Source organism: Thauera terpenica 58Eu (assembly GCF_000443165.1).
Taxonomy (GTDB): domain Bacteria; phylum Pseudomonadota; class Gammaproteobacteria; order Burkholderiales; family Rhodocyclaceae; genus Thauera; species Thauera terpenica.
Genome location: NZ_ATJV01000043.1, coordinates 21,688 through 35,446 on the forward strand (window position 1 = coordinate 21,688; position 13,759 = coordinate 35,446).

Sequence of the window (13,759 nt, forward strand, 5' to 3'; positions counted from 1 at the left end):
TGCCCCCGCCTTCAGCGCGGCATTCCGGGCAGGCCGCCCGGCATCATGCCTTTCATCGCCCGCATCATCTTGTTCATGCCGCCCTTGGAGAACTGCTTCATGACCTTTTGCGTCTGTTCGAACTGATTGAGCAAGCGATTGACCTCCTGCACCGTCACCCCGGCCCCTGCCGCAATACGACGCTTGCGGCTGGCCTTGAGGAGTTCGGGTTTGACGCGTTCGAGCGGCGTCATCGAATTGATGATGCCCTCGATCCGACCGATGGTCTTTTCCTCGGCACCGCCCTGCAACTGCCCCGCGGCCTGCGCGAACTGCGCCGGCAGCTTGTCCATCATCGACGACAGGCCGCCCATCTTGCGCATCTGCGCAATCTGCTCCTTGAAGTCGTTGAGATCGAAACCCTTCCCGCTCTTGAGCTTTTGCGCGAAAACGCGCGCTTTCTCCTCGTCGACGCCACGCCGCGCCTCCTCCACCAGGCCGAGGATGTCGCCCATGCCGAGGATGCGGCTGGCCATGCGCTCAGGATGGAAAGGCTCGAAGCCGGTGAGTTTTTCGCCCACGCCGGCAAACTTGAGCGGCTTGCCGGTGACGTGGCGGACCGACAGCGCCGCGCCGCCACGTGAATCGCCGTCGAGCTTGGTGAGCACGATGCCGGTCAGGGGCAGCGCTTCGTTGAAGGCGCGCGCGGTGTTGACCGCATCCTGGCCCAGCATCGCGTCCACCACGAACAAGGTCTCGATCGGCGCGACCGCGGCATGCAAGGCCTTGATCTCGGCCATCATCAGCTCGTCGATGGCGAGACGACCGGCGGTATCGACCAGCAGCACGTCAAAGTGGTGCTTGCGCGCGAAGTCCAGCGCCGCGCGGGCGATATCGACCGGCTTCTGCTCGACCGTAGACGGGAAGAACTCCACGCCCGCCTGCGCCGCGACCGTCTTCAGCTGCTCGATCGCCGCCGGACGATAGACGTCGGCGGACACCACCAACACCTTCTTCTTCTGCTGTTCGTGCAGCAGCTTGCCCAGCTTGCCGGTGGTGGTGGTCTTGCCTGCGCCCTGCAGGCCGGCCATGAGAACCACCGCCGGCGGCTGGGTGGCCAGATTCAGCCCCTCATGGGCGCTGCCCATCAGGTTGCGCAGTTCGTCATGGACCACGCCAACCAGCGCCTGACCCGGCGTCAGTGAGGCAATGACGTCCTGGCCAACGGCCTTTTCCTTGACCCGGGCGATGAAGTCCTTCACCACCGGCAGCGCGACGTCGGCTTCGAGCAGGGCCATGCGCACCTCGCGCATCGCCTCCTGGATATTGTCTTCCGTCAGGCGCGCTTGACCGCGCAGAGTCTTGACGACCTTTGACAGGCGTTGGGTGAGATTGTCGAGCATGTGCGAGAGAGCCTTCGTCAGCGGGTGACTTGGAGTAAACTTATGTTCTGTATGAGCACAATTCTACTTCATCTGATTCCAGCCTCGCTCTATGCCGGCCTCGGCGTGGTGTTCTGGCGCAGCTGCATCCTCGCCCGTGCGCCGCTCGCCAAGGGGCGGCAGTGCATGGCGCCGCGCGAACGTGTTTTTCTCCTCATCGCGCTGGTGGCGCACGGTGTCGCCCTGCACTCTGCCATCTTCCCCGGCGAGGAAATGCGCTTCGGCTTCGGCGTCGCCATGTCCTTGATGGTATGGCTGGCGATCTGCTTTTACTGGGTCGAGACGCTCTACACCCGGCTCGATGGCCTGCATGCCGTGGTGATGCCAGCCGGTGTGCTGGCAAGCACCATTCCCATGCTCTTTCCCGGCGAACACGTCCTCGCGAACGCGGCATCGCCGGCGTTTCGCGCGCACTTCGTCATCGCCATGCTGGCCTACAGCCTGTTTACGCTGGCGGCCCTGCACGCGCTATTGATGTCGGTCGCCGGGCGTCAGTTGCACAACGCCCGCTTCAGCCGCCTGCTCACCAACTTGCCGCCACTGATGACGATGGAGGCGCTGCTCTTTCGCCTCATCGCCATCGCCTTCTCCTTGCTGACCCTGACGCTCGCCACTGGCGTGATGTTCTCCGAGTCACTGTTCGGCCAGGCGTTCCGGGTCGACCACAAGACCATATTCGCGGCCATCTCGTGGCTGCTGTTTGGCGCCCTGCTGCTCGGCCGCAACCTGTGGGGCTGGCGCGGTCGAATTGCGCTGCGCTGGACGCTGGCCGGCTTCGTCGCGCTCATGCTTGCTTACGTTGGCAGTCGCTTCGTCATCGAGGTCGTGCTGCAGCGCATTGGCTGAGCGCCAAGCGACCATGGCCAAGGATGCAGGTCCGCACGATGTCACCCAGGCCAGCTCGCTAGCCTGCAGCGGTGAAGATACCGCGCACCCAGACTCATCCCTTATGATCTTCAGATGCGAGAACTCCGAAGGGAAGGCATGGCGGCAAATCCTCAACCGGCCCTGAGCGGTTTCGCGCGGGCCCTCGTTCAGCACGGGCGTCTGTCAGAGGCCGACGCGATCGCCTGTACACGTCACGGCACCGAGGGCGCCAATGCCTTCATATTCGAGTCCGCCAAACGCGGACTGATTTCGATCGCCAGCCTGGCGCGTTTTGCGGCCGACACCTTCGGCTATCCGCTGCTCGACATCGCCGCATTCGACAAGTCCATGCTGTCGGCCGATGCCGTCGATCGCAAACTGATGCAAAAGCACCAGGTCGTTGCCCTCGCGCAGCGCCAGAACCGCATCACCCTTGCGCTCGCAGACCCTTCCAACATGCGCGTGCTCGACGAGATCCGCTTCCAGACCGGCCTGCAACTCGATCTTGTGATCGCCGAGGCCGACAAGCTCAAGCGCCTGGTGGAGACGCTCTCCGAATCCGCCGCCGACACGCTGAAGGAGTTCAACGGCGACAACTTCGACATGGGTTTGCTCAAGCTCGAAGCGCAGGGCGAGTCGCACGAGGAAGCGGAGGACACGAGCGAAGTCGACGATGCGCCGGTGGTCAGGTTCATCCAGAAGGTGTTGATCGACGCGATCAACGAGGGCGCATCGGACGTGCACTTCGAACCCTATGAGAAGTACTACCGCATCCGCGTCCGCACCGACGGCGTATTGCGCGAAATCGCCCAGCCGCCGCTGGTCCTGAAGGAAAAGATCGCCGCCCGCATCAAGGTCATTTCGCGCCTCGACATCTCCGAAAAGCGCGTCCCCCAGGACGGCCGCATGAAGCTCGTGCTGTCGAAGGCCAAGGCCATCGACTTTCGCGTATCGACCCTGCCGACCCTGTATGGCGAAAAGATCGTGATGCGCATCCTCGACCCCAGTTCGGCGATGCTGGGCATCGACGCACTCGGCTACGAGCCCGACCAACGTCAGGCACTGCTCGCCGCAATCGAGCGCCCCTACGGCATGATCCTCGTCACCGGACCCACCGGCTCGGGCAAGACCGTGTCGCTCTACACCTGCCTCAACCTCCTCAACAGGGCCGGGGTCAACATCTCGACCGCAGAAGACCCGGCCGAAATCAACCTGCCTGGGGTCAACCAGGTCAACGTCAATGAAAAGGCCGGGCTGACATTTTCTGTCGCCTTGCGCGCATTCCTGCGCCAGGATCCGGACGTGATCATGGTCGGCGAGATCCGCGACATCGACACCGCGGAAATCTCGGTCAAGGCCGCACAGACCGGCCACCTGGTGCTCTCGACCCTGCACACGAACGACGCCCCGACCACGCTCGAACGCCTGAAGAACATGGGCGTGGCGCCCTTCAATATCGCCTCCTCGGTGATCCTGATCACGGCACAGCGTCTGGCGCGGCGGCTATGCTCATGCAAAAAGCCTGCGGACATCCCGCTTGAGGCAATGCTTGAAGCCGGTTTCAGTGTCGACGAACTGGACGATAGCTGGCAGCCCTATGGACCCGCGGGCTGCGATCGGTGCAAGGGCAGTGGCTACAAAGGACGGGTTGGCATTTACCAGGTCATGCCGATCACCGAGGAAATTGCCCATATCATCATGACGGGTGGCAATTCGATGGACATCGCCGCGCAGGCGGACCGCGAAGGGGTGCACAATCTGCGCCGCTCAGGTCTGCTGAAGGTCAGGCAGGGCGTCACCTCGCTCGAAGAAGTACTGGCCACGACCAACGAATAAGGCAAAGGAAGTTCGATCACATGGCAAGCGCGAGCCGGGCACAGCGTCAAACAGGTCCGAAAGAGGGGCTGTACAACTGGGAAGGCAAGGACAAGACCGGCAAGTTGGTCCGCGGTGAGACCCGCGCCAACGGGGACGCCATGGTTCGAGCCATGCTGCGCCGCCAGGGCATCCTCGTCACCAAGGTGAAGAAACAGAAGATGTCGCGCGGCGGCCGCATCCGCGACAAGGACATCGCCCTGTTCACGCGCCAGCTGGCAACGATGATGAAGTCCGGCGTGCCCTTGTTGCAAGCCTTCGACATTGGCATCAAGGGTTCGGGCAACCCCGCGCTGGCACGCCTGCTCAACGAGGTGCGCACCGATGTCGAGACCGGCTTCAACCTGTCACAGGCCTTCGCCAAGCACCCGGCTCATTTCGACAAGCTGTTTTGCAACCTGGTGGCGGCTGGCGAACAGGCCGGCATTCTGGACAGCCTGCTCGACCGCATCGCCACCTACAAGGAGAAGATCCTCGCCATCAAGGGCAAGATCAAGGCCGCCCTGTTCTACCCAGCCGCCGTCCTGATGGTGTCGGCACTGGTCATCTCGGTGATGATGTTGTTCGTCATTCCCGAGTTCAAGAGTGTATTTGCCGGCTTTGGTGCCGACCTGCCGGCGCCGACAATGATCGTGATCGCGATGTCGGATTTCTTCGTCGACTTCTGGTACGTCGTGCTCGGCATACCCATCGTCACCATCCTCACCATTGGCTGGCTGTACAAGCGCTCGCCGGCGATGCAGATTGCCATCGACCGTACGGTGCTCAAGCTGCCGGTCATCGGCAACATCATCCGCAAGGCAACCGTTGCGCGCTGGACGCGCACGCTGTCGACCATGTTTGCCGCCGGCGTGCCGCTGGTGGAAGCGCTCGAATCGGTCGGGGGCGCCTCGGGCAACCACGTCTATCTGACCGCGACACGCCAGATCCAGAGCGATGTCAGCACCGGCACCAGCCTCACCGTTTCGATGCAGGGTGTGGGGGTTTTTCCGACCATGGTCGTGCAGATGGTGTCGATCGGTGAGGAGTCCGGTCAGCTCGACGCCATGCTCGGCAAGGTTGCCGACTTCTTCGAGCAGGAAGTCGACGATGCAGTGGCCGGCCTGTCACAGTTGCTCGAGCCCATCATCATGGTCTTCCTCGGCACCATGATCGGTGGCCTGGTGGTGGCGATGTATCTGCCGATCTTCAAGCTCGGCTCGATTGTCTGAGCCGTGACAGAGGCAGTGCGCGACCCCGTCCTCTTCACCGCTCTGAGTGCCCTGCTGGGGCTGTTCGTGGGCAGCTTCCTGAACGTCGTCATCCATCGCCTGCCGAAGATGATGGAGCGCGACTGGCAGCTTCAGGCCGCCGAGCTGCGCGGCGAGGCGGTGCCACACATCGAGCATTTCAACCTTGCCACCCCGCGATCACGCTGTCCGCACTGCGGCCACCTGATCACGGCGGTCGAGAACATTCCCCTCATCAGCTATCTGGCCCTACGCGGCCGCTGTCGCCATTGCGGTGCCGGCATCGGCAAGCGCTACCCGATCGTGGAGGTTTTTTCCGCCTTGCTGTCGGGCTACGCCGCGTGGCATTTCGGCTCCGGCCTTGCCGCCATGGCAGCGCTGCTTTTCATCTGGACCCTGCTCGCGCTCGCCTTCATCGACATCGACACCCAGCTGCTGCCCGACGACCTGACCCTGCCCCTGTTGTGGCTGGGCCTGCTGTTCAATCTTGGCGACACCTTTACCGACCTGTCGAGTGCGGTGATCGGTGCGATGGCGGGCTATCTCGTGCTGTGGGCGGTGTACTGGCTGTTCAAACTGGCGACCGGCAAGGAGGGCATGGGCTATGGCGACTTCAAGCTGCTCGCCGCCATCGGAGCCTGGTTGGGCTGGCAGATCCTGCCGCTCACCCTGCTCTTGTCCTCGCTGGTCGGGGCGCTGGTCGGCATCGCGCTCATCGTCTTTGCGCATCATGGCCGCAACGTGCCGATTCCCTTCGGCCCCTATCTCGCGGCGGCCGGCGTGATCGCCCTGTTCTGGGGCGAAGCGCTGACAAGCCACTATCTGGGCGCGCTGTAAGGACTGCTATCTCAGGCGCACGCCCTGCCAGCCAGGCTTGAAAGCCCACCAGCGCGACCCCATTTACGCCCTTGGCCCGGCGTACGCGGGCTTCGCCTTCTTCCTTATGCTGCATTGCGCTAGACTTGCGCACTTGTTTTCGGGAGCTCGTCATGCCCATCTACGAATACCGTTGTCCGAGCTGCAGTTTCCAGAAGGATCACCTGCAGAAAATGAGCGATGAACCGCTCACCACCTGCCCATCCTGTGGCCTCAGCGGCTACACCAAGCTGCTGTCAGCAGCCGCCTTTCAATTGAAGGGAAGCGGCTGGTACGCGACCGACTTCAAGGGCAATGGCAGCGGCAAGGGAAGCAGCACGGGCGGCGACACATCCACCTCAGGTGAGAGCGCCTCGCCTTCCGCGCCCGCTTGCGCAGGTGGCTGCGCCTGCCACTGACGGCCCCCAGTCCTTACCCGCCTGCACCTCATCGGCCTGCACCGCGCAGGCCTCGCAAGAAGACTTCGTGAAGAAATATTTCATCACCGGCCTGCTGATCTGGATCCCACTGACCATCACCTTCATGGTGATGGCCTGGATCGTGAACACGCTCGACCAGATCCTGCTGTGGCTGCCGCGCGACGCCCAGCCCCAGGCCATCCTGGGCTTCAACATTCCTGGCATCGGCGTGGTGATGACCCTGCTCATCATCCTTGTCACCGGACTGGTTGCCGCCAACGTGCTGGGTCAGAAGCTGGTCAAGGTGTGGGAGAGCCTGCTCGCCCGCATTCCAGTGGTGAAATCCATCTACTACAGCGTCAAGCAGGTGTCCGACACGCTGTTTTCCAGCAGCGGCCAGGCTTTCCGCAAGGCCTTGCTGGTTCAGTACCCACGCGAAGGTGCCTGGACCATCGCCTTCCTCACCGGCAAGCCCGGCGGTGATGCCGCGCGGCATCTCAAGGGCGATTACGTCAGCGTCTATGTGCCGACCACGCCGAACCCGACCTCTGGCTTCTTCCTGATGATGCCGACAAAGGACGTCATCGAGCTCGACATGAGCGTAGACGAAGCCCTCAAGTACATCATCTCGATGGGCGTCGTTGCGCCGCCTTCGCGCCGCAGCGAACTGCCCGCCCTACTCAACGAATAACGCCCATCTCCCTTTCAGACCCCCGCGCGCTTCAGGCGTCGCCACCCAGACCTGCCGGAACCCACCCATGCGAACTCATTACTGCGGAAAAGTCACCGCCGCCGACCTCGATCAGATCGTCACCCTCTGCGGCTGGGTACACCGCCGCCGCGACCACGGCGGCGTCATTTTCATCGACCTGCGCGATCGCGAAGGCCTGGTGCAGGTGGTGTGCGATCCGGACCGTGTCGACATGTTCAGCATCGCCGAGTCGGTGCGTAGTGAGTACGTACTGAAGATGAGCGGCAAGGTCCGCCGCCGCCCGGCTGGTACCGAAAACGCAAATCTGGGCTCCGGTGAAATCGAAATCCTGTGCCAGGACATCGAAGTGCTGAACGCAGCTGTCACACCCCCCTTCCAGGTGGACGACGACAACCTGTCCGAGACCGTGCGCCTGACCAACCGTGTCATCGACCTGCGTCGCCCGCAAATGCAGCACAACCTGATGCTGCGCTACAAGACCACGATGGCCTTCCGCCGCTTTCTCGACGCCGCCGGCTTCATTGACGTCGAGACGCCGATGCTGACCAAGAGCACGCCGGAAGGCGCGCGCGACTATCTGGTGCCTTCGCGCGTGCACCCGGGCCAGTTCTTCGCCCTGCCGCAGTCGCCCCAGCTCTTCAAGCAATTGCTGATGGTGGCGGGCTACGACCGCTACTACCAGATCGTCAAGTGCTTTCGCGACGAAGACCTGCGCGCCGACCGTCAGCCCGAATTCACCCAGGTCGACCTCGAGACCTCATTCCTGACCGAACACGAGATCACCGCTTTGGTGGAAGACCTGATCCGCTTCGTGTTCAAGGAGGCACTGGCGGTCGAGTTGCCCTCACCCTTCCCGCGCATGACCTATGCGGAGGCGATGCGTCGCTACGGCTCGGACAAGCCCGACCTGCGCGTCACCCTGGAGCTCACCGACGTCACCGACGCGGTGCAGGACGTCGCCTTCAAGGTGTTCAGCGGCCCCGCCACCTCGGGCGGCCGCGTTGCAGCGATGCGCGTGCCCGGCGGCAACAGCCTGACCCGCGGCGAGATTGACGAGTACACCAAGTTCGTCGGCATCTATGGCGCCCGCGGGCTCGCCTACATCAAGGTCAACGATGCCAGCCAGGCCAACGAGCAAGGCCTGCAATCGCCCATCGTCAAGAACCTGCACGAGGGCGCGCTGCGCACCATCCTTGAGCGCACCGGGGCCCAATCCGGCGACCTCATCTTCTTCGGCGCAGACAAGACCAAGGTCGTCAATGACGCCATGGGCGCCCTGCGCAGCAAGCTCGGCCACGAGAAGGGCTACCTCAGCGGCCAGGCTTGGTGCCCGCTGTGGGTCGTCGACTTCCCCATGTTCGAATACGACGAGGACGACAAGCGCTGGGTGGCCTGCCACCACCCCTTCACCAGCCCCAAGGACGAACACCTCGAGCTGCTCACCACCAGCCCCGGCGAGTGTCTGGCCAAGGCCTACGACATCGCCCTCAATGGCTGGGAGATTGGCGGCGGCTCGGTGCGTATCCATCGTGCCGACGTGCAGGCCAGGGTGTTCGAAGCGCTCAACATCGGTGCTGAAGAGCAACAGGCCAAGTTCGGCTTCCTCCTCGATGCGCTCAAATACGGCGCGCCACCGCATGGCGGCCTCGCCTTCGGCCTGGACCGCATCGTGACCATGATGACCGGCTCCGAGTCGATTCGCGACGTGATCGCCTTCCCGAAGACGCAGCGTGCTCAGTGCCTGTTGACCAACGCACCCAGCGACGTGGACGAAAAGCAACTGCGCGAACTGCACATCCGTCTACGCCAGAAGGTGGAGACCACGGTAGAAGTCGGCAAGCCTTCCTGAGCCTGGCCTGCTGAGAGCGCGGCAGCGGGTTCGCCGCCCTCGCGCAATTCGGCAGCAGCGGCGGGCAGCAGTAATGCCCGCCAGGCCAGCGCTGGATAATTCTCCCCTGCGGCCGCTTCAGATTACGTGCCGGATGCCGTAGTCTTCGGCCAAGGCACGCCATTGCGTGCGTTTGGCGCCACTACTGATGTTCCTCTCGCACGAACTCGAAGTCCTGGTCGTTGAAAGCCAGCCCACGATGCGCACGCAATTGCGCACCATGCTGACTTCAATCGGGGTCGAAACCGCCCAATTCGCGGTGTCGGCAACGATGGCCATGCGTCGCCTGCGCGAGCAGCGCTTCGATCTGGTGCTGTGCGAATACAACCTGGGCGACGGCCAGGACGGCCAGCATCTGCTGGAAGACCTCCACGCCCAAGGCATCATCCCGCTCGACACCGTGTTCGTCATGATCACTGGCGAACGCAATTACGAGCGCGTGGTGAGTGCCTGTGAGCTCACGCCCAACGATTACATTCTCAAGCCCCTGAACGCTGAAACGCTGCGTGTGAGGCTGTTGCGCGCCTTGCAAAAACGCGACGCCTTCCTCCCGGCGTGGCAGCTAGCAAGGCTGGGCGACCCGATCGGTGCAATCGATTATTGCCGCCTTGCGCGCAATGAGAACCCTCAATACCTGACTGACCTGATGCGTCTGCAGGCGCAGCTTCACGCCAGCATTGGCCAGGTCGATGAAGCCGCGACCCTGTATCGGGAAATACTCGGCGCACGCAGCATCCCGTGGGCAGAGCTCGGGCTTGCACGCATACTGGTGATCAAGAAGCAGTACGTCGAGGCCGAAGACATCGTGCGCGGCGTGCTGAGCCGAAATGAGCGCTTCATCGCTGCCTACGAACTCCTGGCCCAGATTCAGGAGGAAACCGGGCGCCCGGATGAGGCCTGCACCACTCTCGCGACGGCGACCGAGTACTCGCCCCACCGCGTCGCGCGCCTGCGCCGTCTCGGCACCCTGTCCCTGGCCACCGGCCGGCCTGAAGGGGCAGAGCAGGCGATGGCCGAGGTCGTGCGCAAGGGCAAGTACTCGGAATTTCGCGACCCCGAGGATCACGTTCGCCTGCTGCAGGCACAACTGGCGCGGAACAGGGTGGATGAGGCCCAGGCAACCGTTGCCGACCTTGAGCGCAGCATGGGACGCCAGCCCAAGGGTGAGCTGTGCAAGGCTGTGTGCACCGCCCTCATTCACGCCCACAACAACGATCGGGCACGCGCCCAGCAGGCGCTGGCGAGCACGCTGCGCGCCGGCGGCAGCATGCGCGAGTTGTCGGTCGGCTTGCGCCAGGACATGATCAGGACCTGCTTCGAGCAGCAGCTGGACGACCATGGCAAGGAACTCGTCGCCGACCTGTTGCGCAGCGCCGCGGATGATCGCACGCTCGAAACCACGCGCGCGGTGCTCGAAGCCCGTGGCCTGGGGCAATTGTCACAGCAGATCGAGGCCGGCATCCAGGCTGAGGTCAAGTCTCTCGTCACCACCGGCGCCGAGAAGGCGCAGGCGGGAGACTACGACGGTGCGGTGGCCGAGATGATGAACGCTGCCCGCAAGCTGCCCGGCAATCCGCACGTGCTCTTCAACGCCGCGCTGGCGCTGCTGCGTCACATCGAGAACCGCGGCTGGAACGACGCCTTCGCCGTTCAGGCCCGCGACCTCATCCAGCGCGCTCATCGTCTTTCACCCGCCAATCCGCGCCTGACCGCGATCACCGAATTCATGCATGCGCTGATCAAGCGCTATGGCATCCGCCCTGAACGTGTGATGTCACGCCTGGTCCGCAATACCTGAATCATCCGCCCCTGGCCGCCCGGCCTCGCTACCGATCAAGCTCGTCCGCCCCCATGCTCCACCGCCCTCGCCTTCGGCTCCCTCTTGTGTTTGCAATGCTGTTCGCCGCGCTGCTCGCAGCGTGCAGCCCGGGCAACGGCGCGGGCAGCCCTTACGCCGGCCTGCCTGCGGAAGCCACCGAGACCCTGGCCCTGATCCAGGACCGCGGCCCCTTCCCTTATCGCAAGGACGGCAGCGTATTCCACAATCGCGAGCGCCTGTTGCCGCACAAGCCCTCTGGCTACTACCGCGAATACACCGTGCCCACACCCGGAGCGCGTGATCGCGGCGCGCGCCGCATCGTCAGCGGTGGTGACCCACCGGTGGTCTACTACTACACCGACGATCACTACCGCAGCTTTCGTCAGCTGGAGCCGCGCCCGTGACCACAACGCCCCTTGATCCAGCGCTCGAAGTACACATCGACCTGTCGGCGTGCACCGGCAAGCATGACCTGCTCGATCGCTTTGCTGCTGCCCTGCGCTTTCCCTCATGGTTCGGCCACAACTGGGATGCAATGCACGACTGTCTCACCGATCTGTCGTGGCTGCCCGCCTCGGCCTATCGCGTCGTCCTTTCCCACCCCGCGCTGCTGCGCCAGAACGAACCCGAGACACTCGCCAGCGCGCTGCAAGTGCTCGCCGGCGCCGCTGCCTTCTGGGCAGACGAAGGCATTGCATTCACCGTGAGCATCATCGACGAAGGCACGGAACCGGGCGCCGACGTGGAGGCTTCATCCTAGCCCGGCCTGCCGTGCCGCGATCAGCCCGGCAAGACAGTCCGCACAGTAGCAGCCTTCGGTCACACCGGACCCGGCGGCGGCGGGCACTGCAAACGCTGGCGGATAGGCAGCACACCAGCACGGCTCCACACCCGCACGCATGCCACAGGAAAAAGCTTGTGCGCAGCGTGGGCACAGATTGGTAGGCGGCGCTGCAGAGATGTTTGCATCCATTTGCGATCCAGGTCGAGAAATGCACGCCAGGGATCATAGGCCAGGACTCCGGCCTTCGGTCTTGAAAACCAGGGCTTCGCACCTATCTTGTAGGTGAGGCCGGAATCCCCCGGCAGACTTCGAGCACAGGAGGCCTGAACATGAGCACCAATCTCACACGTCGTCCCGATCCGCTGGAAGACTTCTTCCGCGGCTTCTTCGTCCGCCCGGTGGACTTCGGCGGTCACCCGCTTGCGAACGTCAGCACCGACGCCCCTCAGATGCGCGTGGACGTGAAGGAGAAAGCCGACGCATACGAAGTACATGCCGAGCTGCCCGGCATGAAGAAGGAAGACATCCACGTCCATATCGATGGTCCGGTGGTATCGATCAGCGCCGAGCGCAAGCAGGAAAAGGAAACCAAGGAAGGCGACAAGGTGCTGCGCACCGAACGCTATTTCGGCAAGGTCTCGCGCAGCTTCCAACTCGGCCAGGAAATCGACGAAGCCAAGGCATCAGCCAGGTTCAACGACGGCGTGCTGGAACTCTCGCTACCCAAGAAGGCGGAAGCCCAAGCCAGGCGCCTGAGCATTGACTGAGCCCGCAACGGGACAGCGCTGATCAGCTGTTCAATGCTGCCTCGAGCCCGCATCCACGCCCAGCCAGGGCGCGGATGCGGGTTTTTTCATTGAGGCGAGAGCAGGACGGCGGAGATCCCGCGCACAGAATGCGACAGAGAACAGTAAACTGCGGGCCATCGATCCGCACTGCAAAAAAAGGACTTGTTCATGACCGATACCCGCAGCACCCCCGCCGTCACCCCGGCGCGCAAGGCCGAAATCCTCTCCGAGGCCCTGCCCTACATCAAGCGCTTCTTCGACAAGACCATCGTCATCAAGTACGGTGGCAACGCGATGACAGACCCCCACCTCAAGGAATGTTTCGCGCACGACGTCGTGCTGCTGAAACTCGTTGGCCTGAACCCGGTGGTGGTGCATGGCGGTGGCCCGCAGATCGAGAGCCTGCTCGCGCGCGTGGGCAAGAAGGGCGAGTTCATCCAGGGCATGCGTGTCACCGACGCCGAGACCATGGAACTGGTGGAGATGGTGCTCGGCGGCCAGGTGAACAAGGAGATCGTCAATCTCATCAACCAGGCGGGCGGCAAGGCGGTAGGCCTGACCGGCAAGGACGCCAGCTTCATCCGCGCCAAGCGCCTGCGCATGCAAAAACTCGACGCCCCGATGGGCGACCTGATTGACATTGGCCAGGTAGGCGAGATCACCAGCATAGACCCCAGCCTGATCTCCTTCCTCGACAAGGGCGACTTCATCCCGGTGATCGCGCCCATCGGCGTGGGTGAGGACGGCGAGACCTACAACATCAACGCCGACGTGGTCGCCGGCAAGCTCGCCGAAATCCTGAAGGCCGAGAAGCTGATGCTGCTGACCAACACCCCCGGCGTGCTCGACAAGAGCGGCAAACTGCTCACTGGCCTGACGCCTGCCGAGATCGACGGGCTGGTCGCCGACGGCACCCTCTCGGGCGGCATGCTGCCCAAGATCGGCTCGGCGCTGGACGCAGCGCGCAACGGCGTGAAGTCGGTGCACATCATCGACGGCCGCGTCGAGCACTGCCTGCTGCTTGAGATCCTGACCGACCACGGCGTCGGCACCATGATCAAGAGCGCCTGAGCGCGGGTGTGCGCCCCCGCAGCTGATACGG

At 63.4% G+C, this 13,759-nt stretch carries 14 protein-coding genes; 12 read left to right on the plus strand and 2 right to left on the minus strand.

What is annotated here, in order from left to right:
* Positions 1 to 11: 11 nt before the first annotated feature.
* The gene (gene ffh, locus M622_RS25100) at positions 12 to 1,382 is read right to left on the minus strand and encodes a signal recognition particle protein (protein WP_021248330.1); all 1,371 of its coding nucleotides are present in this window, start codon (positions 1,380 to 1,382) and stop codon (positions 12 to 14) included.
* 51 nt (positions 1,383 to 1,433) lie between these two features.
* Here ffh and M622_RS25105 point away from each other — a divergent pair, with 51 nt between their 5' ends.
* The 10 genes from M622_RS25105 to M622_RS25150 all read left to right on the plus strand — a co-directional run bounded on the left by M622_RS25105 (position 1,434) and on the right by M622_RS25150 (position 11,845).
* Positions 1,434 to 2,267 (plus strand): cytochrome C assembly family protein, encoded by an 834-nt coding sequence (locus M622_RS25105; RefSeq protein WP_031346388.1) that lies wholly within the window; start codon positions 1,434 to 1,436, stop codon positions 2,265 to 2,267.
* A 138-nt stretch (positions 2,268 to 2,405) separates the two neighbouring features.
* On the plus strand, positions 2,406 to 4,124 hold the full coding sequence (gene pilB, locus M622_RS25110; protein ID WP_021248332.1) for a type IV-A pilus assembly ATPase PilB: 1,719 nt from the start codon (positions 2,406 to 2,408) through the stop codon (positions 4,122 to 4,124).
* A 20-nt stretch (positions 4,125 to 4,144) separates the two neighbouring features.
* The gene (locus tag M622_RS25115; RefSeq protein WP_021248333.1) at positions 4,145 to 5,374 is read left to right on the plus strand and encodes a type II secretion system F family protein; all 1,230 of its coding nucleotides are present in this window, start codon (positions 4,145 to 4,147) and stop codon (positions 5,372 to 5,374) included.
* Between the two features lie 3 nt (positions 5,375 to 5,377).
* Positions 5,378 to 6,229 (plus strand): prepilin peptidase, encoded by an 852-nt coding sequence (locus tag M622_RS25120; protein ID WP_031346389.1) that lies wholly within the window; start codon positions 5,378 to 5,380, stop codon positions 6,227 to 6,229.
* Positions 6,230 to 6,381: 152 nt separating this feature from the next.
* Positions 6,382 to 6,666, plus strand: a complete 285-nt coding sequence (locus M622_RS25125) for an FmdB family zinc ribbon protein (RefSeq protein ID WP_021248335.1) — start codon at positions 6,382 to 6,384, stop codon at positions 6,664 to 6,666.
* A gap of 67 nt (positions 6,667 to 6,733) precedes the next feature.
* Positions 6,734 to 7,357, plus strand: coding sequence for a DUF502 domain-containing protein (locus tag M622_RS25130; protein ID WP_031346390.1), 624 nt, complete (start codon positions 6,734 to 6,736; stop codon positions 7,355 to 7,357).
* Positions 7,358 to 7,424: 67 nt separating this feature from the next.
* The gene (gene aspS, locus M622_RS25135) at positions 7,425 to 9,227 is read left to right on the plus strand and encodes an aspartate--tRNA ligase (RefSeq protein ID WP_021248337.1); all 1,803 of its coding nucleotides are present in this window, start codon (positions 7,425 to 7,427) and stop codon (positions 9,225 to 9,227) included.
* Positions 9,228 to 9,414: 187 nt separating this feature from the next.
* Positions 9,415 to 11,064: a tetratricopeptide repeat-containing response regulator gene (locus M622_RS25140; protein WP_021248338.1), complete on the plus strand. Its 1,650-nt coding sequence runs from the start codon at positions 9,415 to 9,417 to the stop codon at positions 11,062 to 11,064.
* Positions 11,065 to 11,117: 53 nt separating this feature from the next.
* Positions 11,118 to 11,489 (plus strand): guanyl-specific ribonuclease, encoded by a 372-nt coding sequence (locus M622_RS25145; protein ID WP_031346392.1) that lies wholly within the window; start codon positions 11,118 to 11,120, stop codon positions 11,487 to 11,489.
* A complete protein-coding gene (locus tag M622_RS25150) occupies positions 11,486 to 11,845 on the plus strand; it encodes a barstar family protein (protein WP_021248340.1) in 360 nt (119 codons plus the stop codon). The genes M622_RS25145 and M622_RS25150 overlap by 4 nt, the downstream gene beginning before the upstream one ends.
* Here the strand turns inward: M622_RS25150 and M622_RS39595 are convergent.
* A complete protein-coding gene (locus M622_RS39595; RefSeq protein ID WP_084520672.1) occupies positions 11,837 to 12,058 on the minus strand; it encodes a cysteine-rich CWC family protein in 222 nt (73 codons plus the stop codon). The genes M622_RS25150 and M622_RS39595 overlap by 9 nt on opposite strands.
* A 140-nt stretch (positions 12,059 to 12,198) precedes the next feature.
* Between M622_RS39595 and M622_RS25155 the strand changes: the two genes are divergently transcribed.
* Entirely contained in the window at positions 12,199 to 12,636 is a 438-nt protein-coding gene (locus M622_RS25155; protein WP_021248341.1) for an Hsp20/alpha crystallin family protein, read from the plus strand.
* Positions 12,637 to 12,825: 189 nt separating this feature from the next.
* Positions 12,826 to 13,728 (plus strand): acetylglutamate kinase, encoded by a 903-nt coding sequence (argB, locus tag M622_RS25160; RefSeq protein ID WP_021248342.1) that lies wholly within the window; start codon positions 12,826 to 12,828, stop codon positions 13,726 to 13,728.
* The last annotated feature ends 31 nt before the right edge of the window (positions 13,729 to 13,759 follow it).

Bases quoted from the DNA above. Each gene is read 5' to 3' on its own strand.
- M622_RS25115 (WP_021248333.1), top strand. From the start codon at position 4,145: ATGGCAAGCGCGAGCCGGGCACAGCGTCAAACAGGTCCGAAAGAGGGG.
- M622_RS39595 (WP_084520672.1), bottom strand. From the start codon at position 12,058: ATGGATGCAAACATCTCTGCAGCGCCGCCTACCAATCTGTGCCCACGC.
- pilB (WP_021248332.1), top strand. From the start codon at position 2,406: ATGGCGGCAAATCCTCAACCGGCCCTGAGCGGTTTCGCGCGGGCCCTC.
- ffh (WP_021248330.1), bottom strand. From the start codon at position 1,382: ATGCTCGACAATCTCACCCAACGCCTGTCAAAGGTCGTCAAGACTCTG.
- M622_RS25155 (WP_021248341.1), top strand. From the start codon at position 12,199: ATGAGCACCAATCTCACACGTCGTCCCGATCCGCTGGAAGACTTCTTC.
- argB (WP_021248342.1), top strand. From the start codon at position 12,826: ATGACCGATACCCGCAGCACCCCCGCCGTCACCCCGGCGCGCAAGGCC.
- M622_RS25105 (WP_031346388.1), top strand. From the start codon at position 1,434: ATGAGCACAATTCTACTTCATCTGATTCCAGCCTCGCTCTATGCCGGC.
- M622_RS25140 (WP_021248338.1), top strand. From the start codon at position 9,415: ATGTTCCTCTCGCACGAACTCGAAGTCCTGGTCGTTGAAAGCCAGCCC.
- aspS (WP_021248337.1), top strand. From the start codon at position 7,425: ATGCGAACTCATTACTGCGGAAAAGTCACCGCCGCCGACCTCGATCAG.
- M622_RS25145 (WP_031346392.1), top strand. From the start codon at position 11,118: ATGCTCCACCGCCCTCGCCTTCGGCTCCCTCTTGTGTTTGCAATGCTG.
- M622_RS25125 (WP_021248335.1), top strand. From the start codon at position 6,382: ATGCCCATCTACGAATACCGTTGTCCGAGCTGCAGTTTCCAGAAGGAT.